Genomic DNA, 26,846 nt, shown 5'->3' on the forward strand with positions numbered 1-26,846 from the left:
AGTCATCGCGACTACTGGGTGGCTGCTGACAGCCCTGGTTGACTCCACCAAGCCCTTGTCCTTAGGGGTCGAATCAACCTTTAGTCTTGACTACGTCGAGCCTAAGACTTCACTCGCGGAGGAACTTGAGTCAGACTACGCACCGACGGTAATCCGTAACTCACTGGTTTCATTGGCCGAGCAGAACGGCTACTACATCTACCGGCTGACTGGCACCGATGACGCAAGCGGGACTTCTCACGAGGTTTTCATCCCGCTGGAGCAAAATTATCCAGCACCGGAACGCATTCCCCGGCTCAACCGGCCGGATGCCTTGAGCCAAGCGGCCAGTGAGCTTGGGTCGCTGGATTACCACGGTGACTACGTCTTGGTTCCCAAAGCAACGGGTGGCAATGCGAACCACTTCTACGAATCGGCCAGGAATGACGGGCTCAGGCTAAGCGAAAAGACGCAGTTCCTTCACCTCATCCAATCGGTCGTATTCCGCCTGCCCGCGTTGGTGGCGATCCTGTTTCTATTTGTCGTTTCCCTTTTTGCCCTGGTATTTGTTCTTCGGGTTTCCGGTCTTAGATTGGCAGCGCTGCGCACAATAAATGGCGGGCACCGCAGTCAAAAAGGCAATTGGCGGCAATGGACCTTTGTCATCCTCCCGCACCTAGTTCTCATTGGCCTTGCGAGTACATTCCTCGCCCGCCAAGGGAGCTATTCTTTTGCCCTCCTGTTCCTCAGGTTCTACGCCGCCGGGATAGGCTTGGCCCTGGCTACCACCGGTTTGGCCGTAGCCGTCACCGCCCCATTGTTGCGCCGCGCAGTAGCGCTGCTGGCGCAGCGTGCCCCCGCAGAGAAGGCGGCGGGAAAAGCGCTGAAAGTAATTTCGGTCTTTACCTGCGTGACCTTTGTAGCAGCGGGTCTTAGCTCAGCGGCTGCGCTCCGCTCCTACCAGCAGGAATCCGAGGCCCAGCAGACCTGGAAATCTCTCGCGGAGTTTGGAGCCTTGCATTTTTCAGCCAACTTCGACGGCCCTGCTGGCCGCGTGGAAGGAGGCGAGCTCTTGCCGCCCAGTCTGCAGCAGAACTTCCGCGACTTCGCGCTCAGCTGGGAACGGGAGCACGGGGCTGTCCTCAGCCATACTTTGCCGAAAGAAGGTACCGGTGTGCCGGACTCCTGCCCCGTGGCACTTGCCAACCGCCAATGGCACGATCTGCAGGATTATCAGTTCCGTCCCGGAGACGACAACCACTCGGTCGACTATTCCGCAGCCCAAGAGCATTTCGCAGCTTCCGTGGATCTGTGGGCTCAGGAATCCGGCGACCTGCTCCTTAAATCTGCGCAAATTGGTCCGGTCAGTGCCGATCATGCGGTCGGATTCATTAGTGGAACAATGTCGGGGGAACTGGTTCCCGGCGATTGTTTTTACGTGCTTGAAACGGACGATCTATCCGGCTTCGACGCAGACTTCCTAAGCTCCACAGCTTCGAGTGAAAATTTGCTCTTCGCGGATTTCTCGGAACTGGGTCCAGAACTTACCGCTGCCGGCCTCGAAGGCTACGTCTACCCGGTACGCGCCGCCGATCGCGGTCTGGCCGAACTAGTAGCCAGCACGGCGCTGTTCTGGCTGAGTATCCTGAGCGCCCTCGGAGCTTTGCTCGCCACGCTTGCGGCCTTGATAGTCCAGGCGCGCATCCAGCTCCGAGTTCACCGTCGCCTCCTGGTACTCCTCCACAGCGCTGGGCAATCACCGGACAAAACAATGTGGCGACTATTCAAAAGCCAACTGGTCAGCCTGACAGTTGTCGTCATATTGTCCGTCCTGGCTCCGCTACTGCTTCCCAACCCGTTCCTCTACACCTTCACCGCGCTAAGCTGCCTTGTCTTAATCGTCTACCTCGGTTTTGTCCGTCTCAGTATTTCTCAGCACATGTCCGCCTCCCCTAGGAGTCACAATGTCATTGGCTAGCCCCAATCAGTCCCCCACTCTGCCGCCGGAGATTTCCACCTCTCATCTCTGTCTCGCCGCGGAGTCGACTTTTTCTGTGGGGCGCAGCACGCGGATGGTGAAGAAGTCCCTCGTGGAAAATGCAACGTTTTCCCTACCCGGGCCAGGCTTTGTCGCCATCTGTGGAGCCAGCGGTTCCGGAAAGACTTTGCTGCTCAACACCTTGGCCGGGCTCCTGCCGCCGGCGGACGGCCTCCTCCGGATAGACGGTGAGAATGCCTCCGCGTGGAGGATGAAGCGGAGGCGGAGGTTCTGGCGAGAACGCGCAGCGATAATCCACCAAGACCACGGAATCATTCCCGAACTAAGCTGCGAAGATAACCTCACCCTCGGGCTATCCAGGAAGCAATACTCCAAAGAAGAATTGCTGCACTCCCTCGGCGAAGTCGGTCTTGATGTCCCCTTCGACGGGCCGGCAGCTATTCTCAGCGGAGGCGAGCAGCAGCGGCTGGCGATCGCCCGAGCCCTGCTCCGCGGCGCGGCTTATGTGTTCGCTGACGAGCCGACCGCCTCCCTCGACCCCACTAACCGCGACCAAGTTATCGCGCTCCTGCGGCGAGCTGCGGACGGGGGCGCACTCGTTCTGGCCGCCACGCACGATGCCGCAGTTATTGCTGCCGCTGACAGCACCTTGCGCATCAATGATCGCCAGGTCACAGTCTCCGGCTCTGCGCGGGATTAAATCGCGATGCCCGCGGCCTTGGCCACCTTCCGGTACCCGGCCGCATGGTCCGCGACGCTGGCGTGGGCGTTGAGTCCGCTGGGGTTGTCGAGCACGGGCCTGACCCCCGGAAAGTAGACACGTCGGGGGTTAGCTATGCTGCTTGGGTCGGCGTAGCTGATGTGAGTGCTTCGAAGTCATTGGGGGCTAGAAAGTTGCACCAGGAGTGCCGTCTGCGGGTGTTGTAGCGCATGCACCACCGGAAGACTTCTTGGCGACTGATGTCGAAGTGGTCGAATTTCGTGCGCGGTGAACCCGCCCGCCAGGAGGTGCTTGAAGTCGCTCTCGACTGGATCGCTCAGCGTGACGGCGTGAGCATCGATAACTACATGGCCAAGCACCGCGATGACGAGGACTGCAAGGAGCTGCAGACGTACTTCACCACCGTCATCGACTGGGCCGCAAGCGTGTTCAAGATGACGGACAGTTCCATGCGTGGAATCGCGTGGAACAAGCTCTATGAGCAGTACGGCGACAAGGGCTACGACGCAGCAAAGATGACCGCCGAAGCACGCGAGCTGCTTTCCGACTCGCAGGTCCAGTCGAAGAAGGGTATCTACGAGTACCTGCTCGGCGGCAAGAAAGAGACGCGGCTGCTTAACGTGCGTGTCTTCACTGAGGCTGTCAAAAAGCGCGTGTACAAGCGCCAGACAGACGCCGCCGAGAAGAACGGTGTGTCCAACTGCTCCTACTGCGCTATCGGCCTCGACGAGAAGAAGGAGAAGATCTGGCCGCTCAAGGATATGGACGCTGATCACGTCACCGCATGGTCGAAGGGCGGCAAGACCGAGGAAAGCAACTGCGAGCTGCTCTGCAAGTCCCACAATCGCGCCAAAGGTAACGCTTAACCAGCGGCGACGCGGGGATCTAACAATGCTGCGTCGCTAGCGCTCGCACCCGGTAAGCCGAGCATCAGGCTGCGCTAGCGACGCCCGGCGCACATGAGTGCTGCGCTGCTGGGATACGCCTGCGACCGGCAGAGCCGGACCGAATACGGGATTGACCGTGTACACCCCGTATTCGTGCAAAGGAGCACTGCCATGTCCACTCATTCCCACACGCTTGCATCCCACGGCGAGATCCTCGCGAACCTCCCCGGCATCCTCGGATTCTACCCGAACAACTCGCTGATCCTCGCGTTCTTCGTCGACGACGAGGGCGTCGACACCATCCGCCTCGGCCCGGTCGCGCGGTTCGACCTGGACGAAGCTGTTGCAAAGCTCACCGAGAGCCGCGAGCGGTTCGCAGCGTGGGTCCACCACCTCGAACTCGACGCTGTTATCGCGTACATGATCAGCGACGACATTGCGCAGCCGGTCTTTGACGAGACGGCAACGTATCTCACTAGTGGGGCAGTGCACCTACCGCCGCTGCTCGGGGTGGTGCAGGTGCCCGAGATCGTCACCGGGGCTGCGTGGTGGTCTGTGTATCAGCATCCGCTCATCGATGAGCCGCGCCACGGTGTTGTCGGCGAGGTCGCCGCATCGGCGGCGCTGCGCCAGATGCTAGAGCACACCGGCGAGCTGCCGGAACCGAGCAAAGACGACATCGAAGCACGGTTGAACAGCACCGATCACGGCATCGACGCTGCCGAGCACGCCGACATCATCGAAGACGCGCTGGCGTATATCCCGCCCATGTTCGCGGACGTGCTGCAGCGTGAATACGAGCAGGCGGCGGCAGGGATCACCCAGCCGAGCACTCGTGCTGTTCGGTCTGCGCTGAAATGCTTCACCACGCCGCGCTTGCGAGACACGCTGCTCGCAGCGCTGCTCGATGAGCCGCAGGCTGGCCTTGCGTTCATAGAGCAGGTTATGCGCGCTGTCCCGACCAGCTGGCCGGGGATGCGGGCGCAGCTCACCGCCACTGTTGCCGTGCTCGCTCACGCCACAGGCCAGCCGGGACTAGCTGGCGTGGCTGCGCAGCGAGCCACCGAGATCGGACCAGACGAGAATTTCCCGTCTCTGGTGGCCAAGCTGACCGACATTGGCCAGGGCGAGCGGATGGTCGAACTCGTCCGCGAGGGCGCTGAGAAGACCCGCACGATCTTGTTCACCGAGTAACACCACACACCCCGTTGCAGCGATGCAACGGGGTTTCTTTTTCTCGCGGGGCCGTGGCCAGCAGAGATGCACACCTAGCGGGGCGGGGGAGAACCCCCTAGACAGCAGAGCTGTCTCCAACAGACGGATTGACCATCCATCCGAACAAGGAGGCACCTGATGCGCGACATCACCCACACCGACCTGGAACTGCTCTACCAGCTCGCCGACGGCATCGACGGCGAGGACGCCGATCCGGGCGCAGCACAAGAACTGCGCGACCTAGAGGCGGCAGGCACACCGCTGCCCTGGGCAGTGCTGTAACGACAGCTCAACCCCCGCAGCGGCAAAGCCGCTGCTTAAGTACCCAAATTGCACGGCAAATCACACCCACTCACGTAAGGAGAACCATCATGTCCAACCCCTTCAACAACGGCACCATCGTCGGCAACGCAGCTCGCGCACCCAAGCTGTTCGAGCACACAAACGGCGGCGCGACGGTGAAGCTCAGCGTCTATGCGCGCAACACCTTCAAGAACAAGTCCACCGGCAAGGTGGAAAGCGAGATCGTGGAGCTGACCGGCTACGTCCAGGACGCCGCGAACCCCGGTGTGTTCGGCTGCATCGGCTCCGGCGATCGCGTTGCGGTGAGCTACTCGCTCAAGACCGACGTCTACACCGACAAGGACGGTGTGAAGCAGTACCCGCTGGTGGCGCGCATCGACACGGTGCAGCTGATCGATTCCAAGAAGGAGTCCGCTGCTCGCGCTGCCCGTCGCGGAGGCGAGGCGGCGACCGCCGCCCTGGCTGGCGCTGAGGGCGAAGAAGTACCGTTCTAACTACGAAACCCCGCAGGGAAACCTGCGGGGTTATTTTTTCAACCATTTCACACGCCAATTTGCTGCGAATCACTTGTGCAGTTTTACGGTGCAGTGGTGCGGTGCTTTTACTGGCGTTTCTGCTGCGCAACTCACTGCACTATGTAGTGTCTGTGACATTTCATTAACACGTAGGTTGCACTGTGTATTGGGCACCCATTTCATCGACACGTTTACTGCGCAATCAAATGCCCTGTCACTTTAATGACATGTGAATTGGGCAGTGAAGTGGTTTGTCATCCTATTGACACCTTTACTACGCAACAGAATGACAACGACATTCTGTCGGCCCTTCTACGGACATCTCTTCTGCGCAGCACATGCCCCGTCGTACACACCGACGTGCTGCGCACTATCTCCGCCACTCAACAGGCCAATTCACTGCGCAACGTAGTGACACCGGCCCCGCCTAGCCGAGATTTCTTCGATTTTCGCTGAATATCAGCCGTTTACCCGCCGCCAATGACCTACGACGCCGACGGCCCCCTGTTAGGCCCGCAGAAGGCCGTACAGGGCAGGGGAGAGCAGTGCTACAACTCCATACCGCCATCACGATCACGCTGCTGTTGCTGCTGGCGGCGCTTCTCGATGCGCTCGCGTGCACGCTGCTGCGCCCCGCCCTTCTTGCCTGAGGTCTGCGACTGCCTGAACAGCGTGTAACGCTCAAGCAACTCTGGGCTGCGATGCAGTTCTTGCACCAGGAACTTCTTATCCAAGTGCTCCAACTGTTGTCCTGACTTCACCGCTTCTTCGATGATGATGCGGCTTCATCTTCGGCGTCCGTGTGCGCGTTGCGGCGGATCTGATCAGCCTCATCGCGGGCATCCTTGCGCGTTACTGCAGCGTCGCGTGTGGCCTCGTCGCGGATGCTCGTGGCCTCATCTCGTGCTTTGCTGCGGATCGTCTCGGCGTCGCGCTCAGCCTGCTTACGGGCCTCGTCGGTCTTGCGAGTGATCGTCTCTGCTTCGCTGCGAGCTGCGGCTGTAATATCGCCCGCCTTGGCCCGCGCAGTCTCTTCGGCTCGTTCGAGCAGCTCGTCTGCTTGCGCTTCGGCCAGGCCCAACTCCTGCTCAGCATCCTTGCGTGCTTCGCTGCGGATCTCTTCGGCTTCTTGCTCGGCCTTCTCGCGTGCTTCCTTGAGCACACGCTCGGCAACCTCGCGAGCCTGTGCTTCAGCATTCTCCTGTACGCGCTGGGCTGCTTCGCGGGCTTCTTGCGCCTGTTCAAGTTCCTTAGCAGCCTGCTCGCGGTCACGATCAATTGCGTCCATGTCGCGCTGCACGGATCGCTTCTTGACTTCCACATCATCCTCGCGCTTGGCGAGATCGCGCTCCCGGTCTTGTTGCTCGGTGTAGCGGTCGAGGTTGAGTGACTCGTCATGACGTTCGGAGACTTCTAGTTCCACCGGATAGCCGAGCGAGTGCATGTGTTCGCGCAGGCCCCGTTGCGCGTCGATGAACTTCTGGTTACCCGAGATCTGCTTGCCCTTCTTCGGGCCGGATGTGTACCGCACTGAGGTGTCAGTGTTGTACGCGATGCCGGGGCGGCAACGGAGCTTGTCGGGATCTTCGGGCTTCGGTGAGAACGTATCCGCCTGGAACTGGATGTGTGGCGTTGATTCGTCAAAGTTCATATCACCGCCAGCGACTGCGTCGATACCGCCGGGGATGAAGTTTTCTGCAAGCCAGCGCATTGACTCTTCGAGGTACTGCTTTGCTTCCTCGTAGTCGCGGGCGACATAGCGCGGACGTTTCACTTCGCGCCCGTCCACCTCACTGGTGTAGTAGTCGGGGATCTCCTTGCACATCGACTTCGGCAGATACACGACGAACAGCGACGTCTTGAAACTGTTCTTCTGCACGCGCACTCCGTCCATCCGAGGCGTCTACGGCCGCCACAGGGCCGTACAGCCGCTGCCACAAAGATGAACCAATCGAGTCGCGGCGCTACACATTTGCATCAACAGCTGCCGCTGGATCTGCTGCAGCGCGACGCGCTGCGAAACACACGTCGCTGGCGGTGCTCATCACATGCGCTTGCGCGCATATGGCCGCCGCGAGCGTGATACGTCTGCACCGATAGTGTGCTTGTGGCACGGGCCGATATGAAGTGTATTAATCAGGCCCGTGTCGTTGACCCCCGCAGCAGCATCAACACTGCCTGGTGGCGGATGGCTCGCTGCAGGATTTTCACCACCCTGCAATGACCGCCTGACGGCGGTGCCAGAGTGCAGGGTGTGGCTGTGCGCACCACGTAAACAATGTCGGTCTTGCCGTTCGGTTCGACGCCGTGGCACGTTCGCAAGCTCACGTTGCACACGGCGTGCGCGATGACGCGGGAACACGCCGCAAGCGGCGTTTCCACCCGTCATCGGCCCTTACTTTAAGACCGACATACAACGGCTGACGCCGCATGTGGTGCGCACAGCGTGGCGACCTGCAGATTTTGCGTAGGCACCATGTGCGCTTCGCGCATCAACGGGCCGTTTCGGGTAAGGGTCGAAGACCGTGTCACAACCCGAAACACGCAGGTCGCAGCCCCCTTCTGTGTCAAAACCCCTATATGTTTGTCGTTATAGGGGTAGAAGGGGGAAAAGGGCATAAGGGGGTGCGACGCCTCCGCTGCGCTCCGGCGCTCGGCATAGCCGAGGCACTGCACCGGGTATTACTACTCGCTGGCGCTCGCATAACCCGGTGCCCGGCGCTGGCGCGCCGCCCCTTATAGCCCCAGTCTCAGACCTCGCTCGCTCGGTCTGGCTGGGTCTACCTTTCCCTCCGCTGCGCTCCGGTCAAGGTGCCCAATAGTGCAGCTGGCGCTGCACCTTGTGTGATGACCCATGCTTTACGTCACGACACTGCTGGCAATCCGATATATCCCGTCGATATGTATTCGGATATGCCAGCATCGATGTGTCGTGTTTGGGTCATCACGAAACGCTCCATAACGGCAAGCCTGCCGAGATGGATATTGGCGTATCTCACGGCGCGTCCATGATGCGGCATGCGCCGCATGTCATCTGCCGTCGCGGTTGCATCTTCAGCAGCACAGCTGCTGAAATCTGCTCTGTCCGCGCTGCTGCACGCCCTCAACCCACGGCCACAGCTATCGGCATATCTCGTCGCGCACGACACCATGCCTGCTGCGGCCGCGCATCACAGCAGCGCGACACACCGCCAGCCATGTGGCGGATGATCCAGGCGACGGGGCAGGTGTGTATATGCCCCGTCGCCAACACCGTCGCAAGCATCGTGACAGTGTCACGTGTAGCGGTGCCGCAGCCACCCGCACACACGCGAAAACCCCGCCCTTGCGAGCGGGGTGTGTGGCGACATCAAACGTGACGGCTGTACGTCGTCACGCCGCGTGGCCGTACACACATGAGGTGATTGCGTGTACGGCTAAAGGGTTAGTCGGGTACAACTTCTAGATGCCGCTTCGGCTTACTGCCCTCGGTGCTCTCAGGCGTGTCGCCGTCACCGTTCTCAGGTGTATCGCTGTCCCCTTCGGTGCTGGCGGACTTGTCACCGTCCCCTTCGGTGCTGGCGGACTTGTCACCGTCGAGATTCACCTCGAACTCTTCGGCATACTTGCGCAACTGCGCAAGGCGCTCCTTTGTCGCTTTGTGTGCACGGCGCGCCTCGTTCACGGTATCTTTTGCTTGCTGCTCATCGCGCAGCGCTGCTGCGTAATCGTCTCTGAAAGACATGGTTTGTTCTCCTTGGTTGAATGAACTGTTTATTTGGACTCGGGGCACGACGGTGGAGCGCGCGTGTGTAGTAGCACGGCCATCACCCATCAGCCCTCGCACTCAGTTCAAGACCCAGCCTGACTAGCTGAGCTAAGCGGCGGGATCTCGTCGTAGGCGGGTTTGTCCGCATTAGTGCTTCACACCGCCCAGCACCGTGACGAGCTGCTGGCGCTGCTCATCTGTCAGTTGGGGCGCTGCATTCACGACGGCATCGACGAAGCCGTCGAATAGCTGCGGGGCAGGGCGGCGTGCGGCCGCGAGGTAGGCGTCGAGATCGTCTTGGCGAATCCGATAGGCGGTGCCGAAACGGTGGAATGAAAGACGGCCCTCTTTAATAGCTTTTCGCAACGTGGACTCGGAGCCGACGCCGAGATCGGCGAGTTCCTGCAGCGTGTAAAAGCGTGGCGCGACGGCGGTAGTCGTGTCCTTTTCGGACATAGAAAAACGCTCCTGGGCAGATTGATCTGTCCCGGAGCGGGGTGCTTTACCGGCTTGCTATTCAGGCGGCTTGGAGTGCCGTGCTCAACTCGCTAGAACGGTGGTCTGCCGTCCCATCGCTTTACGGGAGCGCTTACTCCCTACCTGACCGCTTTTGTGGTTGGCAATGCCGTTGCCGACCGGTCTATCTCGTCGGAGGAACCGCTCCTATCACGGTCGAGAGGCTGTCTCTTTATGAATTATCCTCGGGGTTATCCCCCGTATGCGGCTGGCTAAACCAAAAACGAATTAAAACGCCACATACGGTCTGGGGGCCATCGTACGGAACTTATGCGTCGCGCACAATAGCCTGCGACCTAATCTTTACGAATCGAACCGAGCACGTTTCTACACGCCACGTGGCACGGCTGGGGTGTTGTGGTGGGGCAGCTGTTGTGTGGCGGCATGGTGACACGCAAGGGGCGCGCCTTTTTGTGACCTGTGACACGTCTATAGTGTGCTCGTTTCGTAGTTTTGACCTCGTTTCGTAATTTGCCGATCAAAATACGAAAAAATTACGAAACGCTCTACCTGCGGTTTCGTAGAACTACGAAAATCGGAAAACCAAATTACGAAACACGCGATAACGCTGTGACCTGCACAGACACGTCACATTTCGGGGATGTTTCGTAATTTTGCGGCATTTCGACCCAAACCTTTTAAGGGAGAGACACAGACACACATTACGGGCACATGTCTACGACATAGACCGTCCTCATTGAGGGCACGCTGCAGGGGTTGTAGCTATGTGACACGGCCGGGATGCTGCGTCACGGTGACACGCAAGGGGCGCGCCTTTTATGACCTGTGACACGTCTGTAGCGCGCTCGTTTCGTAGTTTTGACCTCGTTTCGTAATTTGCCGATCAAAATACGAAAAAATTACGAAACGCTCTACCTGCGGTTTCGTGATTTCCGCAAACGAAAAGAACAAAACTACGAAACACGCGATAACGCTGTGACCTGCATAGACACGTCACATTTCGGCGGTGTTTCGTAATTTTGCGGTATTTCGACCCAAACCTTTTAAGAGAGAGACACAGACACGCATTGCAGGCACATGTCTACGACACAGAGCGTCCTCGTTGAGGGCACGCTGCAGGGGTTGCAGCTATGTGACACGGGACACAATCGCAATCAAGGTGTCTCTTCTTATTTAGATTTTCTTCAAAAAGTGGAAAAATTACGAAACGAAAACCATTTACGCTGCTCAACGTATGTTTTTGTGTTTCGTAGTTTTGTTCGTTTCGTTTACGAGATTACGAAATGACCCGCAAATACCTACCGTGACCTGCGGTGATGTGTTTCGTATTTTTCTGCGTAATTTCACGTCGCCCGAAGCAGACACCCTGCCGTGTGCTTGCTGCAGGGCTGCGGCCGTCCCTCCATGTGGAGCGTCAGTGTCGATGCTGTAACTTAAACGTACATACATTTGTGGCGCTCTCGTTACGTGTCTGTGCATTGCCGAGCTCTTTACTGTTGTGTGTGGGCGCGCAGCCGTAGTGTCCGTGCCACTCCGAGTAGGGCGCGTCGTACCCCAAACCCATGTTCAATTAAATTCCAATCCAGAGAGGTCTTGCACTGTTGCGGTGCGGTTGTCTTCTTTCTCACCGTATTGGACCCTGCGAAATTAATTGGATACGATAGGCCCATGTTGATTTCAGGTTCCGTTTTCATGCGGCCGCTCACCAGCCGCTAAGGCGGTTTTCTCCCTCCCGCAGGTTAGAAACCGCTCCGGTCCTTTAGCCGGGCGGCCATTTGCCATGCCCGGCTCCGTTTCAACTCCACGGAGCACACCTGATGTCTACATACGGATACGGCCGTCACGAACATGGCCAAAATTTTCTCACAGACCACAAGATCATCAACTCCATCGTCGATCTTGTAAAACAAACCTCCGGCCCCATCATTGAGATCGGGCCAGGAAGCGGTGCCCTCACTCACCCGATATCCCACTTGGGGAGGGCAATAACGGCAGTTGAGGTAGACGCAAAACTAGCTGCCAAACTCACAAAAAAGACCGCCTCGGCGTCGGTCGAAGTGGTCCATGATGATTTCCTCAACTTCCCGTTACCCGCCACTCCCTGCGTCATTGTGGGAAACATTCCCTTTCACCTCACCACTGCCATTCTTCGAAAGTTGTTGCATGCGCCGGCATGGACTGCCGCTGTACTCCTCATGCAGTGGGAAGTCGCTCGCCGCCGGGCCGGGGTAGGTGCAAGCACGATGATGACAGCTCAGTGGTCCCCATGGTTCACGTTTCACCTTGGTTCCCGAGTACCAAGGTCTGCTTTCCGGCCACAGCCAAACGTTGACGGGGGGATCTTAGTGATCCGCCGGGTGGGTGACCCGAAGATCCCGATAGAGCAACGCAAAGCCTTTCAGGCGATGGTGCACACCGTTTTCACCGCCCGGGGACGCGGGATAGGGGAAATTCTCCGAAGGGCAGGGTTGTTTTCATCACGTTCAGAGACACAATCATGGTTGCGCTCGCGAGGAATCGACCCCGCAACCCTACCTCCCAGATTGCACACCAGCGACTGGATCGATCTCTTCCAGGTGACTGGTTCCTCTTCACCGCGCCATCGGCCCATTTCACAATCGGGAAGTAGTCAACGCCCTCCTCAACGGAAAAATCGAGGCCGGCGGCGGTAATCCCCCCACCACCAAAACCGAAATCCACCAGTAGTAGTGAACGACCCATGTTCGTCTACCGTGAGCCGCGTTATGGCAGTGACGTGTTCTCGTCGGGCACAGTCATAGTTCCCGGCGTTGCCAGCGACAGGGTTCTACACCCAGCAGCGGGACCGATCAAAATCACCCGCACGGGGAACGACCCTGCTGGTGGTTTCGATTTTGATGAAAGCGAGGAGACATAGCCCCTCGCCAACTCCCCGTAGCTGGCGAACAGTAGCTCCTGGCGCTGGCGCTCGTTGGTGAGTTTGCGTGCCACATCGAAAGCCTTATCGACTTCCCGGTCCAAGTTGTTGTGAGCCTTGAGCAGAATTGGGTCCATCGATAACGGGTTGTAGTGCTCCGCGAGTGACCGCTGGGGGTGCCGCTCGCGTGCCCGCAGCACCAACTGTCCAGCGTCGATGATTCGCTGCTGCGCCTTCTCATCTAGTTCACACAGAGCTGGTCCGCAGTTGTAGCTCCCGATGTACTCCGAAAAACGGAAAAAATAAATAGTGGGGATACATCAACCTTCCACTTTCCATTCTTCCGGCTCAGAGTATTGAGGGGTCTGGGACCGGGTCCGTAAACCCTTTATGTTTTTCGCGCACAGCGGTTTTTAGCGACGCACCCTATAGGTTTTCCGCAGAACCTATATGTGTTTCTGTGCACCCCCATATGTTGTCTGTTTCTAGCGGTATTTCGTTGTACTTTGCGCATCGAATAGTTATTTATCGACGACACTCCGTGGAGTTCAAATTTAACGTGTAACGCGGAGCGTTAATGACGTTTCGCGTTATTGGGGGGGTAGGTTGAAGAGCGCTGTCTCTAACTCCGGTTTTCGTGCGGCCTCGGTCCATTCCGCTACCTCGTGTGTAGAATCTGCAAGCGGTATCGGGCCGTTGAACTATTAGGTTCACCCACAGTTCCCGTGCCTGCACGCATCGAGAAGGACCAGGTGGTGAACTCGAATGACTCGCCTGGTCCAACGTGTGTGCGCTCGGCGCGTGGTTTAACTCTTATAAGACTTGCCGGTCACAGCCTCAGCGTTTCGCTCGTGCAGCCCGCAGGCCGTTCAAGATCACGATGACTTCGGCGACTTCGTGAACCAACACGACGGCGGCCAGGCCCAGCACACCGCTGATCGCCAGTGGCATCAACACGATAATGATGGCCAGAGACAGCACGATGTTTTGGTTGATGATCCTGCTGCCTCGGCGGGCGTGCTGCAGCGCCTGCGGGATCAGCCGGAGGTCGTGGCCAGTGAAGGCGACGTCAGCGGACTCGATCGCGGCGTCAGAGCCGGTTGCTCCCATCGCAATGCCCACCGTTGCGCCCGCCAGTGCCGGCGCGTCGTTGATGCCGTCGCCGATCATCGCCGTCGGCGTCTTGGAGGAGAGTTCGGCGACGATGCTTGCCTTGTCCTCCGGGCGCAGCTCGGCGCGCACGTCGTCGATTCCGGCGATTTCAGCCAGCGCCCGGGCGGTACGAGTGTTGTCGCCGGTGAGCATGCTCACTTCCACATCGTTGGCGCGCAGGGTCTGCACGGCTTCGGGCACCTCGGGCCGCAGCTCGTCGCGGACGCCGATCGCTCCGGCGAGGGTGTCATCGACGGCGACCAGGACGCAGGTCTGGCCTTCGGACTCCATGCGCTCAACGTCTGCCTTCAGTGGCCCGGCGTCGATCCACCGGGGGCTGCCCACCAGCACCCGTCGGCCTTCGACGGTGCCGCTGATGCCGTGCCCGGCTTCCTCGCTGATGTCCTGGGCGGCGGGCGCTTCGGGCCCCGCTGCCGCGATCGCCGCGGCGAGGGGGTGCGTCGATTGCTGCTCAACTGCCGCCGCGAAAGTAAGCACCTGCGCCCGATCAAACCTGTCTGCCGGGACCACGCCGGTAACCTCGGGCTGGTTGCGGGTGAGGGTTCCGGTCTTGTCCACCGCCAGGTGACGGATGCCGCCGAGCCGCTCGAACGCCGCGCCAGACTTGATGACCACGCCGAACTGGCTGGCCGCGCCGATCGCGGCCACGACCGTCAGCGGCACGGAGATTGCCAGCGCGCACGGCGACGCTGCGACCAGAACCACCAACGCACGGGTGATCCACGTCTCGGGGTCGCCCAGCAGCGAGCCGATCACGCCGACTAGCACCGCCAGGATCATCACCCCGGGCACTAGGGGTTGGGCAATCCGGTCGGCGATCCGGGCGCGGTCGCCCTTTTCCGCCTGCGCCTGCTCGACCAGGTCCACGAGTGTGGTCAGCGAGTTGTCCGTTCCAGCTGCGGTCGTCTGGACTTCCAGCACACCGGCGGAGTTGATCGCTCCCGCGGGCACCTCGTCGCCGGGCGCAACCTCCTCCGGAATGGATTCTCCGGTGATCGCTGAGGTGTCAAGGCTGGAGCGCCCAGACCGAATGATGCCGTCCGTGGCGATCCGCTCTCCGGGGCGCACGAGCATAAGCTCGCCAGCCGCGAGGTCCTTCGCTGCGACCTCGACCGACGTGCCGTCGCGCAGCACCGTCGCGGTCTGCGGTACCAACTTCAACAGTGCCCGCAGTCCGCCCTGCGCCCGGTCCATCGCCTTGTCTTCCAGCGCCTCGGCGATCGAGTACAGGAACGCTAGCGCCGCGGCCTCTCCGACGTAACCGAGGATTACCGCGCCGACCGCGCTGATGGTCATCAGCAAACCAATGCCGAGCTTGCGCTTCGTGACAAGGTTTCGGATCGCGTCGGGCGCGAACGTATACGCCCCTAGCAGCAGGCCGACCCAGAACAGTACTGTCGCGGGTGTCGCTAGCCCGGACCAGCCCAGCGCCAGGCCTACGCAGAGGGCTACGCCGGAGAAGATCGGCAGTAGCAACTCGGGGTCCTTCCACCATGGCCGATCGAGTTCTTCGATCTCCGTGGCGGGTTCGTGTTCGCATCCACACGCCGAGCTCATGCGTCCTCTCCCTTCTCGCCGCAGCCGGGCACCGAGCACTCAGGGTCGATGCACGGGGCGTTTTCGTCGACAGCCAACGTCGCGTTCACCAGCGCGTTGAGCGCTGCCGCGAGGTGCGGATCGGCGATTTCGTAGCGTGTCTTGCGGCCCTCCGGCTCGGCAACGACGATGCCGCAGTCACGCAGGCAGGTCAGGTGGTTCGAGACGTTTGAGCGGGTCAGGCCCAGGTCGCGCGAAAGTACGGCCGGGTAGCTCGGGCCGTCGAGTAGTGTCATCAGGATTCTGGAACGCGTCGGATCCGCCATGGCCCGGCCGAGCCGGTTCATGACGTCGAGGCGTGAAGCAATAGTCAGCATGTGCTGAACAATACATCGTGTGCTGAACTATTCAAAGTGTGCTGAACTGACAGTTACGCGAAGGTCCTGCGACCTGCAAGAATTAGTCGATGGGATAGCAGATGACTGATCCTTTGTGGTTCGGCTGCCACCCAACGCGGGAGCGACGTGGGTGGCGAGGTTCTCGAGAAAGTTACTTTGCAACTACATACCGTCGAGTTCAAGTTCAACGTGTAGTCAACGTGTATTCAGGGTGCACCGCGTCGCGCTCATAGGGACGAGGCTATTGCGACGCCTACGCTCACGAGGGCCCGCGCATTCACACCGGGCAAATGACCGGCACGCCGGCGTCGTCGAGGATGCGGGCGCTAATGCCGTAGACCTCGTTGAGGAGCTCAGGGTTGAGCACCGCGGCCGGGGTATCCAGCGCCACGACGCGGCCCGCTTTGACCACGAGCAGCTCGTCGCAGAAACGTGCGGCGAGGTTGAGGTCGTGGATTGCAACCAGGGCAAGCCTGTCGGTTCCCGCCACTTCATCGCGGATGATGTCGAGCAGGTGCACCTGGTGGCGAAGGTCGAGGGCGGACGTGGGTTCGTCGAGAAGCAAGACGCTCGGGGAGCGCACGAGCATCTGTGCGACGCCGACCAACTGGCGCTGGCCGCCGGACATGTCGGAGACCATGCGGTCGGCGAGGTGCGTGATGTTGAGCCGCTCCATGATGTCTGCCGTTGCCGCGACTGGATCGACTTCGGCCGCGCCGCGGCGCTTCGCGGAAACCATGATGGACTCGAACGCGGTGAGTGACGCGGTGGTCAGCATGTCCTGGGGCACGTAGCCGATGGCGGTGGTGCGAGACTTGCCGGTGACTTCGCGCCCGTCGACGACGATGGAGCAGGTGCCGTCCGACGGCTTCTTAATCCCCGCGATGGTTTTCACCAGCGTGGACTTGCCGGCGGCGTTCGGGCCGATGAGCCCTACGACTTTGCCTTCTTCGAGTGGGCCGAAGGTCATGTCGTCGATGATTGTGGTGCGGCCGTAGCCGACGGTGAGGTGCTCAGCGAAAATTGCCACGGTTAGCCCCTCTTTCGTGCGCGGGTGAAGATAAGGAAGACGAAGAACGGCACGCCGACCAGCGAGGTGATGATGCCGATCGGGATCGCCAGCCCCGGGATGATGGAGAGCGATACAGCATAAGCCACGCTGAGCAGAATCGCGCCCGCGGCTGCCGCGCCGGGAAGGAAGAACTTCTGGTCCTCGCCCACGAGCATGCGGGCGATGTGGGGGCCGACAAGGCCGATGAAGCCGATGATGCCGGTGAAAGCGACTGCCGAGGCGGCCAGAAAGGATGCCACAAGCAGGGTAGTGAGGCGGAGGCGCTTGACGTCGATGCCGAGGGCGGCAGCGCGATCGTCGCCAAGCCGAAGTGCCGTGAGGCGCCAGGAGTTAGCCACGCAGAAGGGGATCGCTGCGGCGACGACCACGGCGAGGATGATGTTCGCAGTCCAGTTCGCGCGCTGCATCGAACCCATGGTCCAGAACACGATCTGCTGGAGGGCCTCGATGTTGGCGCTGTATTGCAGCAGTGAGAGCAGGGCCTGGAAGAAGAAGCTCAGCGCGATGCCGAGGAGGATCATCGATTCGGCAGTGGCGCCGCGCCACACGGACGCGGCTGCCACGATAGCGACCGCGAGAAGTGCTGCGATCGCCGCAGTAAGGGCCAGGTTGAACTGCGGGTTCGGGATGAGCGTCCAGCCCATCACGATGGCGATCGCCGCACCGAACGCGGCCGCCGCCGAGATGCCGAGGGTGAAGGGCTCGGCAAGGGGGTTATCCAAGATGGTCTGCATCTGCCCGCCAGCGAGGCCGAGCGCGGCGCCGCACAGCAGTGCCATCACTGCGGCGGGCAGGCGGAGGGTGCGGATGACCACGCGGGTCTGATCGTCCACCAGCTCGGGGCGGAAAACGGCGTTGTAGACGTCGGCAAGTGCGATGTCGATGGGGCCGACGACAACGGCGACGAGGAAGCTCGCGAAGGCCGCGATGACCAGCCCCACGATGGCGAACGCTTTTTTGCGTCCGCGCTTGTGGTAGCTCGCAATCGCGGCCTGGCGAGCATCCACGGTTGCGGCGGGCTGGGCGGATACTCGAGTTGTCATGGGTTAGCTCTCGTCCGGGTTCGCAGGATCGTAGAAGAACACGCCGCTGTACTCGAACGGCATCCACTCCTTGTGGAACTCGATGAAGTCCTTGGTGGGGTGGTAGTCGGAGAACTCCTCCGGGTGGATCCACTTGGCGAAGGCTTCAAGCGCGAAGACGTTGAACGGGTTGTCGTAGAACTGGTGGTACACGGCGAAGTAGTTGCCGGTCTGCGGCGCTTCGAGCAGCTCGAAGCCGGGCAGTTGCAGCGGGCCGTTGGAGGTTTCCTTCGCCAGCTCGGTGTTAGACTGGTAGCCCATCTCGACGTGGCGGAAGAGGTCGGTCTTGTTCGGGTCGCGCGCCCACTCGCCGCCGGTGACGATAATCTTCTCCGGGTCGAGCTCAATCAGCTTCTCGGGGGTGATGGTCTTGGTTTCCGGGCCGAGGACTTCGGGGCCGAGGTTGTGGCCGCCGGCCGCGGTGACCAGGGTGCCCAGGTGCACGTTGCCTGCGATGGCGCAGCACTCGTTGTAGCCGGCCGCGGTCCACAGCAGCACGTCCGGCTTCTCTGCGATCTTGGCTGCGCGCTCGGAGATTTCCTTGACCTTCGCGTCGTAGAACTCGTTGTACTTCGCGGCGCGCTCGCTCTGGCCGAGCAGGTCACCCAAGAGCTGCATGGACACGGTGGTGTTTTCCAGCGGCTTCTGGCGGAAGTCGATGTAGGCGTAGGTAATGCCGGCGGCATCCATGTCCGCGATCATGCCGGCCTCTTCGGCGGCCTTCTTCTGGTCGAGCGTCATAATGACCACGTCCGGGTCCTGTGCGAGCAGGTTCTCAACGGTGACGTCGCCCTTCTGGATCATGCCGATCGCCGGCAGGTCCTTTGCTTCCGGCTGCAGTTCGAGGAGCTTCTCGCGGAACGAGCCCGCGTTCTTCACCAGGTCCTGGCCGTACGCAACGATGTTGTCCAGCGGGTTCTCCTGCAGTAGGGCAGTGGCGTAGGCTGCGCGGCCCTCAGCCAGCACGATGCGGTCCGGCATCTCCGCGAACTCGATAGTGCGGCCCGCTGCATCCTTCACCGTCAGCGCTGCGTCCGCAGTGCGTGCCGACGTCTGCTTCTCCGCCGCTGCTGCCGAGGTAGCAACCTCAGAGGATGTGGTGCTGGCGGTGGTGTTGCCGGAGTCGGAGCAGGCGGCCAGGCCGAGCGTGGTGGCGAGTGCAACCACGGTTGCACCGATCTTTCGTGAAAGCTTCAACACTTCCCCTTCAGTTAAGTAAGCCTAAGCTTAGTTACAGGAACGCTGAGAACACTAAGGTAAGGCTAGGCTAATGTCAACGGTCTGAGTCGTGCTTCACACGCTGGCGAAGCAGGACAGCGATGAGCTCCCGGTTCCTGTCCAGCTTATTGACAGGCAGCACGGGTTGAAGCCTGTTACCGCGAATGGTGATGCGGACCTCAGTACTGAGGGAGGCCGGATGTTCGCGCGCATCAAGGGGCCGTAGCACGCAGTGAAGTCGAGCGTAAAGGGGCTAGGCAGTCACGCGCCCAACAGCAGCGTGGAGAGCGAGGGCAGACATCTTCCTCTCCGGCTACGGCGCAGCCCAGGCGATGCCAGGCCCGCTGTTCACGTTCGCGTCCTTCCTCGGCGCCAGTGCACAAGGCATGGACTGGGCGCTCGGCGCGACAATCGCGACCATCGCATTCTTCCTGCCCGCTGCGCTTTTGGTACTTGGCGCGATACCGTTCTGGGAGCGCATCCGTCAGATGCCACGCGCAGGTGTCGCCCTGGCTGGAGCGAATGCCGCGGTGGTCGGCATTCTCGGTGCAGCGCTGTACACCCCGGTGTTCACCGCCGGGGTTTCCGGCGTGATCACCCTGTCCATCGCCGTGGTCTGCTACGCCGCGCTCACCTCGTGGAAGGTCCCGCCGTGGGCGGTCGTCGTCGCCGCGGCCCTGGTCGGCTGGATTGTGCTGTGAACTTCGCTCTCGCCCGGTGCTCGGCGCTGAAGCGCGCCAAGGGAGGGAACCGGGACTAGAGCGTCACGTTGGCCAGCACCGCGCCGGTGGGTTGCGCCGCGCCGGCGGCGACTTCCTCGGTTACGAGGACTGAAGCAGTTCCACCGGGCAGCGGCATCCACACGTCGTCGTGGGGTTCTTGGCCGATGACTCCAGCCGATTCCACGGCGCCGTCATCCATGACTGCCCACACTTGTGCCCCCATGCCGTAGTCGAGAGCTGGCTGGCCGTTTACCATGGCGCCGCCCTTGCCCATGTCAGAGCTGATTACGATGTCGAGGCTCGCGCCCATCGCGTCGGCCTGACCTTGACGCGCGTCGTCAGCCTCCATGATTGCGTGCATTTCGTTGACGCCTTGGGCTGTCACGGATTCGCGTGACTCGTCGACAGTGAATTGGGTGACCGCGAACCCGCCACCGGCGATGAGCACAACGGCGGCTGCTGCGGCGGTTGTGAGACGCCGCCCGGAGCGGTTCTTCCGCGCGGTGTCGAAGTCAGCGACCTGGTCGGTGGCGTCGATACGCTCCATGATTGCGCGTTTGAGCTCCGGTGGCGGGGTGACCGGCGTGGCCGCGGAATTGAAGAGGTCCTCGATATCTTTATCCATCACAGGCCTCCTTTCAACGACACGGCCTTGCGAAGCTTTTGCAACCCGTCGCGTACCCGGGTTTTGGCTGTTCCGAGAGCGACGCCAGTGGCATCGGCGATTTCTTGGTGGGTGAGTTCCCCAAAATACGCGAGCATGAGCGCACTTCGATGGGGCTCTCCAATTGAATCAATGAGTTCTTGAAGCTCCTCAGACTCTAGTCGCTGTTGAGCTTCGTCCTCAGCGGCAGCGACCCACGTGGTCAGTTGACTGTTGAAATCGTCGGTGTCGCGGGCTTGGGAGCTGCGCCAGCTCCGCAGCCGATCGATGGCTCGCGATTTGGCGAGCCGCAGTACCCATGACTTGGCGCTGCCGCGGTGTGGGTCGAAGGTGTGGGCGCTCTGCCATACCTCCACGAAGACTTCTTGGGTGACCTCTTCCGCTTGGGCCCGGTCACGCAAGATGTGGGTGGTGAGACCGAGAACCTGTGGGGCCAGAACGTCGTAAAGCTCGGCGAAGGCGCCTTTATCGCCCGCGCGCACGCTTTCTAAGAGACGGTCAGGATCCACAGATTCCAAATCTAACACCTGGGTCATGTGCTACTTGGATTCTTCCATCATCTTGTCTTCGCTCATCATGGCATCGGAGGACGGTGCCATGGAATCGCTCATCATGGCATCGGAGGACGGTGTCATGGAATCGCTCATCATGGCATCGGAGGACGGTGTCATGGAATCGCTCATCATGGCATCGGAGGACGGTGCCATGGAATCGCTCATCATCGCCTCGGAAGACGGGGCCATGGAGCCGTCCATCCTGTCCTCCATCTTCTGCTGGGAGTCGTTGCATGCGACGAGGCCGGTGGCGGCGATGACTATGGCGCTGACGCTGGCGATTGCGCGGTTGATAGACATAGTGTCTCCTTCACTTTTTCGGTTCGCAGGCGCAGTGTTTCTGGCCCGTCACTGAGTACTACGGAGCCGGGGGCTGTTGCGGATTGGACCAATCCGGTGCGGGTGCTCACTCCGTAGTGCTGGGTGTAGGAAAGGCAACCGGAAAGTAGAGGAAACTCATGATCAGCGTGATTCTTGTCGGATTCATCGGAGGTGCGATCACGGCATTGTCACCGTGCATTTTGCCGGTGTTGCCGGTGGTGCTGGGTGTCAGCGTCGGGCGTAAACCGTCGCACGTGGTGGCAGGTTTGGTCGTGAGCTTCGCCGCGATCGCGCTGCTGGGTACGATTCTGCTTAGTGCGCTGCATTTGCCACAGTCGGTATTGCGCTGGGCGGGAGTGGTGTTGCTGGCATGGGTGGGGCTGGGAATGATTTTCCCGCCGGTGGGGGAGGTGTTGCAGAAGCCCTTTGACGCGCTTCCGCGCCCCACGGCATTGCAGGAGAAAACGCGCGGCAAGGGAGGTTTTCTCATCGGTCTGGCCCTTGGCGCGGTGTACGTTCCGTGCGCGGGCCCGGTGCTTGCAGCGGTGACGGTGGCGGGCTCGACTGGGCAGATCGGCTGGCACACGGCGGTGCTCACTGTTGCGTTCGCGATTGGGTCCGCGCTGCCGCTGTTCGTGTTCGCCCTGGCGGGCAACAAGATCGGTGACAAGGTAGACGCGGTGCGGCGCCACCGTAAGGCCATCGGCGTGCTCATCCTGGTCTTCACTGTGGCGTTGGCTCTCGACGCGCCGGCGGCGATCCAGCGTGCGCTGCCGAATTGGACGTCGTCGCTGTCGAACCGTTTTGAGAATTCGGACTTGGCCAATGACGCTCTCAGCAAGGTCGGCCCAACTGGGAGCGGTTCACTGCAGTCGTGCCGCCGCGCCGACCCCGCGCAGCTGCAGGATTGCGGCCCGGCACCGGAATTCGCGGGGCTGACGAACTGGATCAACGCCGACCAGCCGCCGAGCCCGCAGGACGGTGGTGTCATGCTCGTTGATTTCTGGGCGTACGCCTGCATCAACTGTCAGCGTGCGGGGGAGCACATCACCAAGCTTTACGACACTTATCGAGATTCCGGCCTCACCGTGGTTGGCATCCATTCCCCTGAGTACGCTTTCGAGCACGAGCTGGGCAATGTCCGCAACGCCGTAGAAAAGGAAGGTATCCACTACCCGGTGGCGCAGGACAATGACTTCGCTACGTGGAGGAATTTCAACAACCGCTACTGGCCAGCCCGCTACCTGGTGGACAAGCACGGCAACGTCCGGCAGATCGTGGAAGGGGAGGGAAGCTACGCCGAGTCAGAAAAGCTCGTGCGTGAATTGCTTATCGACGTCAACCCCGACGTCGACCTCCCCGAACCGGTCGAAGGCGGCGAAGCAGCAGGCGGTACAAAGGGCCGCAACCCGGAAACGTATCTCGGCACTGCGCGCGCCGAGTACACCAAGCAGCCCGGTTACACCGACGGCGAGCACGACTTCGGTGAACCGGCCGCCCCGGAGCGCGGCATGTTCACTCTGAACGGGGCGTGGATTCTCGAGGAGGAATCAGTGCAGACCACCAGTGGAGGACACCTGGACATCAACGTCTTCGCTAAGTGGGTCCAGCTCGTGGTTTCGGGTGAAGGCGAGATCGAGGTCGAGTATCCGGACGGTGCGAAAAAGTCGTTCCCGGTCACAGATGGAACCCTCGACCTTGTGAAAGGCGACACGCCCACCGAGGGAGTGCTGCGTATCCGGCCCACGGCAGGCGTGAAATTGTATTCGTTGACCTTCGGCTAGGCAGAGACAACCTTGTCCAGCGCCTCGGCGAAGCGCGCGACGGTGCCTCCGCCTCCCTGCCAGGCTCTGCAACCTCCGCAGACTCCACAACCGCACCCGAATCCGGGTCCACCCACTGCGTGGACGTGACCACCACGGTCTCGGGCTCGCTACCTCCGGCGCAACCCGTAACCACCCCAACAGAACTAGCTACAATAAGCGCGGGCGCGCGACAAAACGCATGTATCCACCCTAACCGGCGGGCGCAGGAAACTCTCGGCTATTTCCCAAGCTCCTTGCGTCGCTCGGCGGCGAGTTTCAGCCGCTCGGCGCGATCAGAACGTTCCTTCTCCAGCAGTTCCTCGAGGATCTTGTCTTCCTCGTCGGAGATGTCGAAGACGGCGTACCAAGCGACCGCGAGTGCGCCCATCATCGGCCACACCACCCAGGCGTAGTCCAGATCCAGCCCAATCTGCAGCACAAAATAGACCGCCAAGCCGCCAATGAGGGTGGTGTAGATCGCGGTGTCCATCTTCCGCTTCGCTGCAAGTTTCTCATCCAGTTCAACCTCGGACGGCGTCCGCTCCTCCAATGCGACCGGTTCGGCCGGGAGGTCGTCGAAAAGCATTGAAAGCTCCCCGCGAGTGCGCGCAACCGCGGCTTGACCTGTGCGTTCTTCGAACTCTCCCACATCAAGGTAGCCGTCTGCGAACAGTGTGCCCAGCCGATCCAGCGCGTCCGAACGCTCGGCGTCGCCCACGCGGATTCCGTCCATTATCGCTCCCAACTTGCACTTGCCCTTGCGGCAAGCTGTTCAATCGCAGCCATGGCAGATGGTATCGAATACACAATCAGCGAGGCCGCCGAAGTCCTCGGCGTTTCCACCAAGGCGCTGCGTCACTGGGAGACGCTCGGCCTCATCGCACCCGCGCGCACGTGGGCCGACCACCGCGTTTACAGGGAGGCGGACCTCGAGCGCGGCGCGGCCATCGCCCTCTACCGCGGAGTCGGCGTGCCGCTTGCGCAGATCGCGCAGCTTCTCGACGCCTCCGGAGCCACCCTCACCCGCGCCCTCAAGCACCACCAAGAAGCACTCGCTTCTCGACGGCGCACGCTCGACGCCCAGCTCACATCTGTCCAGCACCTCATTGACAACGCGACGAAAGGATCGATCGACATGGATGCAATGAAGAAGTACCTCGGCGAAGATATGCCCGCCTATCAGGAGGAGGCTGAGCAGCGCTGGGGTGATACCCCGGAGTGGGCGCAGTCCCAGAAAAAGCTCGCTCAAATGGGCGAAGGTGACTTCAAACGCCTGCAGGAAGAACAGGACGCGCTCGCCGCGGATCTGATCGCCGCACGCGATTCCGGCGTGGACCCCGGCTCCGAGGAAGCCGAAGCACTGGTGGAGCGCCACGGCGCAAGCATCGCCCAGTGGTACGAGGTGACCCCGGCTCGCCAGCTCATCCTCGCGCGCATGTACGTTGACGACGCGCGCTTCCACGAAGCCTACGGCGGCGCGCAGGACTACCTGCTCGAGCTAGTCACCGCCCACGCGGCGGCCGAAGGTGTGGACGTGGGCAACCCGCAGTGGGGTTAGAAACGGAGCAGGAATCCTTCCAACTCTTGCTGGAGCAAAGGCCACGGTTTGGTTAGGTCTAGTGTTGTCGCGCCTATGTGATGACCAGCGAGCACCGCGTCTTTTTTGCGTATCTTTACGAAACCGCGCAGCAGACACCCCACCGTGCCCTCACCGGAACCCTTCTTGCGCGAATCTCTCCAGTAGCACTACAGCATGAAAACTATGTAGATTTGACGCTCATCTTTCCGTGCCCTGTTGCTTCGTGAGTTGCTAGATGTTCCGGGAGCGATAGCGCCATGACCGCATCCTGCGATACTTCTCTGGATGTACCTTGTAACTAGTCAAGTAGGGTGCGGTACTGCTTGCGGGCCTTCATTGAGTGAATGATGGTCTCCGTGCCGTCATCCCAGAGAAGAACGACAATCTCCAGCAACCGCATAGAGGAATCAAATCCGAGCCGAAGTTCACGCTGCGGGTGATCCTCGTCGAGTGGCGTTTTGTATACACATCCCGAAGTGGCTGCAGTGAGCGAGGATTCCGGTTCGATACCGTGCTTTTCAGCGCTACGGCGGACCTCGATCTCAAATGGCGTTTTTTAGAGCCTTGCGGATTGCCTGCGATCGCGACAACCCGTGTGAGGCGGCATACTGGTCGAGATGAAGGACTTCGCTAGGGGAGAGGCGGATGGAAACAACTTGCGCGGCTTCCTCATCCCGTGGTTTCCGCCCGCGTTTCCGTAGCATCTCCACGTCGTAGCCTTCTTCGGCTTCGGCTACCCATGCGTCAATCTGCTCTTCGCTAATCGGCTTGCCGTTTATCGTCTTCATACAAGATATCGTAATACGGAATTGCAGTCGATACTTTGGCCGAACACTTAAAACTGGTCGAGTTCAAGTTCAACGTGTAATTACGCGTCGGGGCTGCCCACGCAAAACTCGTTACCTTCCGGATCCTGCATAACGGTCCAAGTAAGTCCTGGTGCCTCGTGACTGCTGAGTTCAGTGGCGCCCAACGCCTTGAGGTGCTCCACTAGGGCTTCGCGTTCAGTGCCGCCGCCGTCGATATGAACGCGGTTTTTACCAGGGGTGGGGTCGGCAACGCGCTGAAAACCTAGTGCTGGGGTGGAGCCGACCATGACAAAGTCTCCGTAGTCGGCGACGATTTCGCATCCAGTCGCGGCGGACCAGAATTCGGCGAGCTTAGAGGGGTCGTTGCAGTCGAAGGTTATCTGTCGGATAGCGAAAGTTGTGTCACGCATAGTACGCACTGTATCTGTGTTTCGATGAGTCGAGGAGGCTCTGGCACTGCTTTCGGTCCTTCACTGAGCGGAGGCAAAAACGCGCAGCCTGAGGTCGCTGCAGTGCTGGAGTCCTGCGGCGTGATGCCGTGCTTAGCGGCATATCCGCTGAGGCCGGTGATCTCGACGGGGATTGGTGGATTCATCCACGTATTAGCCGTCTGTTGCTCTGCTTACCCACCTGACCATCTGATGTCCGCGGGTCCTCATCGTATGAGCCCGCCGACCCGATCTACGGCAGTTGGGGCTTACGCCTCGTCGACTTCAGCTCCGAGCGCCGCTTCTTCGCTTCGAGACGGCGCCGCACCGAGCCGCGCGTCGGCTTCGTTTTCCGCCGCGGGGGAGGCGGCGGAGCGAGCGCCTCACGCAATAGGGCGGCCATGCGTTCCCGCGCCTCGGCACGGTTGCGGACCTGCGAGCGCTGCGTCGACGCGCTCACGGTGAGCACAGTGCCGTCCAGGCGGTGTTCGAGGTTGTGGAGGGCGCGGCGGCGTTGGGCGTCGGAAAGTGATGCACATTTCGCGATGTCGATGGACAGCTGCACCTTGCTGTCGGTGGTGTTGACGCCCTGGCCGCCTGGGCCCGACGCCTTCGCGAACCGCTCCGTCAGATCCGCGGCGGCGACGACGAGGCCGCCGGGGATCCCCGGGCCGGGTGCGATGGTCAGGCCCTGCATGCCGCCCACCCTACGTTCACCCTGGGGCCGAGGACGAGGCGGCTGAGT

Annotated in this window: 27 protein-coding genes; 10 read left to right on the plus strand and 17 right to left on the minus strand. The window is 60.8% G+C overall.

Annotated features, from left to right (window positions below):
* Positions 1 to 172: 172 nt before the first annotated feature.
* From V6D40_RS04935 to V6D40_RS04960, 6 genes are all read left to right on the plus strand, one after another.
* On the plus strand, positions 173 to 1,957 hold the full coding sequence (locus V6D40_RS04935) for a hypothetical protein (protein WP_334289255.1): 1,785 nt from the start codon (positions 173 to 175) through the stop codon (positions 1,955 to 1,957).
* 94 nt (positions 1,958 to 2,051) lie between these two features.
* Positions 2,052 to 2,678 (plus strand): ATP-binding cassette domain-containing protein, encoded by a 627-nt coding sequence (locus tag V6D40_RS04940; RefSeq protein ID WP_005530794.1) that lies wholly within the window; start codon positions 2,052 to 2,054, stop codon positions 2,676 to 2,678.
* A gap of 281 nt (positions 2,679 to 2,959) precedes the next feature.
* Positions 2,960 to 3,565, plus strand: a complete 606-nt coding sequence (locus tag V6D40_RS04945) for an HNH endonuclease (protein ID WP_334289256.1) — start codon at positions 2,960 to 2,962, stop codon at positions 3,563 to 3,565.
* Positions 3,566 to 3,757: 192 nt separating this feature from the next.
* A complete protein-coding gene (locus tag V6D40_RS04950; RefSeq protein WP_016456432.1) occupies positions 3,758 to 4,780 on the plus strand; it encodes a DUF4192 domain-containing protein in 1,023 nt (340 codons plus the stop codon).
* Between the two features lie 159 nt (positions 4,781 to 4,939).
* Positions 4,940 to 5,083, plus strand: a complete 144-nt coding sequence (locus tag V6D40_RS04955) for a hypothetical protein (RefSeq protein WP_016456431.1) — start codon at positions 4,940 to 4,942, stop codon at positions 5,081 to 5,083.
* An 89-nt stretch (positions 5,084 to 5,172) separates the two neighbouring features.
* On the plus strand, positions 5,173 to 5,598 hold the full coding sequence (locus tag V6D40_RS04960; protein WP_334289257.1) for a single-stranded DNA-binding protein: 426 nt from the start codon (positions 5,173 to 5,175) through the stop codon (positions 5,596 to 5,598).
* A 569-nt stretch (positions 5,599 to 6,167) separates the two neighbouring features.
* Here V6D40_RS04960 and V6D40_RS04965 read toward each other — a convergent pair.
* From V6D40_RS04965 to V6D40_RS04980, 4 genes are all read right to left on the minus strand, one after another.
* The gene (locus tag V6D40_RS04965; protein ID WP_334289258.1) at positions 6,168 to 6,353 is read right to left on the minus strand and encodes a hypothetical protein; all 186 of its coding nucleotides are present in this window, start codon (positions 6,351 to 6,353) and stop codon (positions 6,168 to 6,170) included.
* A 23-nt stretch (positions 6,354 to 6,376) separates the two neighbouring features.
* Complete coding sequence (locus tag V6D40_RS04970) at positions 6,377 to 7,498, minus strand: hypothetical protein (RefSeq protein WP_334289259.1); 1,122 nt, start codon at positions 7,496 to 7,498, stop codon at positions 6,377 to 6,379.
* Positions 7,499 to 9,043: 1,545 nt separating this feature from the next.
* Positions 9,044 to 9,343, minus strand: coding sequence for a hypothetical protein (locus V6D40_RS04975; RefSeq protein WP_024058949.1), 300 nt, complete (start codon positions 9,341 to 9,343; stop codon positions 9,044 to 9,046).
* A gap of 171 nt (positions 9,344 to 9,514) precedes the next feature.
* The gene (locus tag V6D40_RS04980; RefSeq protein ID WP_024058948.1) at positions 9,515 to 9,823 is read right to left on the minus strand and encodes a helix-turn-helix domain-containing protein; all 309 of its coding nucleotides are present in this window, start codon (positions 9,821 to 9,823) and stop codon (positions 9,515 to 9,517) included.
* A gap of 1,838 nt (positions 9,824 to 11,661) precedes the next feature.
* On the opposite strand from V6D40_RS04980, the gene erm reads away from it, so the two are divergent.
* Entirely contained in the window at positions 11,662 to 12,516 is an 855-nt protein-coding gene (gene erm / locus V6D40_RS04985) for a 23S ribosomal RNA methyltransferase Erm (RefSeq protein WP_016456425.1), read from the plus strand.
* Between the two features lie 70 nt (positions 12,517 to 12,586).
* Here erm and V6D40_RS04990 read toward each other — a convergent pair whose 3' ends face one another.
* From V6D40_RS04990 to V6D40_RS05015, 6 genes are all read right to left on the minus strand, one after another.
* Complete coding sequence (locus V6D40_RS04990) at positions 12,587 to 13,057, minus strand: type IIL restriction-modification enzyme MmeI (RefSeq protein WP_425304311.1); 471 nt, start codon at positions 13,055 to 13,057, stop codon at positions 12,587 to 12,589.
* Between the two features lie 520 nt (positions 13,058 to 13,577).
* Positions 13,578 to 15,470, minus strand: a complete 1,893-nt coding sequence (locus V6D40_RS04995; protein ID WP_334289260.1) for a heavy metal translocating P-type ATPase — start codon at positions 15,468 to 15,470, stop codon at positions 13,578 to 13,580.
* Complete coding sequence (cmtR, locus tag V6D40_RS05000; RefSeq protein WP_005291009.1) at positions 15,467 to 15,826, minus strand: Cd(II)/Pb(II)-sensing metalloregulatory transcriptional regulator CmtR; 360 nt, start codon at positions 15,824 to 15,826, stop codon at positions 15,467 to 15,469. Before cmtR ends, V6D40_RS04995 begins: the two co-directional genes overlap by 4 nt.
* Before the next feature lie 298 nt (positions 15,827 to 16,124).
* Positions 16,125 to 16,877: an ABC transporter ATP-binding protein gene (locus V6D40_RS05005; RefSeq protein WP_442891890.1), complete on the minus strand. Its 753-nt coding sequence runs from the start codon at positions 16,875 to 16,877 to the stop codon at positions 16,125 to 16,127.
* Between the two features lie 2 nt (positions 16,878 to 16,879).
* Positions 16,880 to 17,962, minus strand: coding sequence for a FecCD family ABC transporter permease (locus V6D40_RS05010; RefSeq protein WP_334289261.1), 1,083 nt, complete (start codon positions 17,960 to 17,962; stop codon positions 16,880 to 16,882).
* A gap of 3 nt (positions 17,963 to 17,965) precedes the next feature.
* Positions 17,966 to 19,201, minus strand: a complete 1,236-nt coding sequence (locus V6D40_RS05015) for an ABC transporter substrate-binding protein (protein WP_334289262.1) — start codon at positions 19,199 to 19,201, stop codon at positions 17,966 to 17,968.
* 350 nt (positions 19,202 to 19,551) lie between these two features.
* Here V6D40_RS05015 and V6D40_RS05020 point away from each other — a divergent pair, with 350 nt between their 5' ends.
* A complete protein-coding gene (locus V6D40_RS05020) occupies positions 19,552 to 19,920 on the plus strand; it encodes a chromate transporter (RefSeq protein ID WP_334289263.1) in 369 nt (122 codons plus the stop codon).
* Positions 19,921 to 19,975: 55 nt separating this feature from the next.
* On the opposite strand, the gene V6D40_RS05025 is transcribed toward V6D40_RS05020, so the two are convergent.
* Genes V6D40_RS05025 through V6D40_RS05035 form a run of 3 tightly spaced genes read right to left on the minus strand, consistent with a single transcriptional unit; the run spans position 19,976 to position 21,459 of the window.
* The gene (locus V6D40_RS05025) at positions 19,976 to 20,566 is read right to left on the minus strand and encodes an anti-sigma factor (protein ID WP_334289264.1); all 591 of its coding nucleotides are present in this window, start codon (positions 20,564 to 20,566) and stop codon (positions 19,976 to 19,978) included.
* Positions 20,566 to 21,141, minus strand: a complete 576-nt coding sequence (locus V6D40_RS05030) for a sigma-70 family RNA polymerase sigma factor (RefSeq protein WP_334289265.1) — start codon at positions 21,139 to 21,141, stop codon at positions 20,566 to 20,568. Before V6D40_RS05030 ends, V6D40_RS05025 begins: the two co-directional genes overlap by 1 nt.
* A gap of 3 nt (positions 21,142 to 21,144) precedes the next feature.
* Positions 21,145 to 21,459 (minus strand): hypothetical protein, encoded by a 315-nt coding sequence (locus V6D40_RS05035; RefSeq protein ID WP_334289266.1) that lies wholly within the window; start codon positions 21,457 to 21,459, stop codon positions 21,145 to 21,147.
* Between the two features lie 158 nt (positions 21,460 to 21,617).
* On the opposite strand from V6D40_RS05035, the gene V6D40_RS05040 reads away from it, so the two are divergent.
* On the plus strand, positions 21,618 to 23,264 hold the full coding sequence (locus V6D40_RS05040) for a cytochrome c biogenesis protein CcdA (protein WP_334289267.1): 1,647 nt from the start codon (positions 21,618 to 21,620) through the stop codon (positions 23,262 to 23,264).
* 259 nt (positions 23,265 to 23,523) lie between these two features.
* Here V6D40_RS05040 and V6D40_RS05045 read toward each other — a convergent pair whose 3' ends face one another.
* Positions 23,524 to 24,018, minus strand: a complete 495-nt coding sequence (locus V6D40_RS05045) for a DUF1707 SHOCT-like domain-containing protein (RefSeq protein ID WP_334289268.1) — start codon at positions 24,016 to 24,018, stop codon at positions 23,524 to 23,526.
* A gap of 51 nt (positions 24,019 to 24,069) precedes the next feature.
* Here V6D40_RS05045 and V6D40_RS05050 point away from each other — a divergent pair, with 51 nt between their 5' ends.
* Complete coding sequence (locus V6D40_RS05050) at positions 24,070 to 24,843, plus strand: MerR family transcriptional regulator (RefSeq protein WP_334289269.1); 774 nt, start codon at positions 24,070 to 24,072, stop codon at positions 24,841 to 24,843.
* Between the two features lie 563 nt (positions 24,844 to 25,406).
* Here V6D40_RS05050 and V6D40_RS05060 read toward each other — a convergent pair.
* From V6D40_RS05060 to arfB, 3 genes are all read right to left on the minus strand, one after another.
* Positions 25,407 to 25,652 carry a ribbon-helix-helix protein, CopG family gene (locus tag V6D40_RS05060; protein WP_334289270.1) on the minus strand — a complete coding sequence of 82 codons (246 nt, stop codon included), beginning with the start codon at positions 25,650 to 25,652 and terminating at the stop codon, positions 25,407 to 25,409.
* An 80-nt stretch (positions 25,653 to 25,732) separates the two neighbouring features.
* The gene (locus V6D40_RS05065; RefSeq protein ID WP_334289271.1) at positions 25,733 to 26,083 is read right to left on the minus strand and encodes a VOC family protein; all 351 of its coding nucleotides are present in this window, start codon (positions 26,081 to 26,083) and stop codon (positions 25,733 to 25,735) included.
* Between the two features lie 271 nt (positions 26,084 to 26,354).
* Positions 26,355 to 26,798 carry an alternative ribosome rescue aminoacyl-tRNA hydrolase ArfB gene (arfB, locus tag V6D40_RS05070; protein ID WP_334289272.1) on the minus strand — a complete coding sequence of 148 codons (444 nt, stop codon included), beginning with the start codon at positions 26,796 to 26,798 and terminating at the stop codon, positions 26,355 to 26,357.
* Between the last annotated feature and the right edge of the window lie 48 nt (positions 26,799 to 26,846).

Origin of the sequence: Corynebacterium sp. Marseille-Q4381, assembly GCF_036881695.1 — a bacterium.
GTDB lineage: Bacteria > Actinomycetota > Actinomycetes > Mycobacteriales > Mycobacteriaceae > Corynebacterium.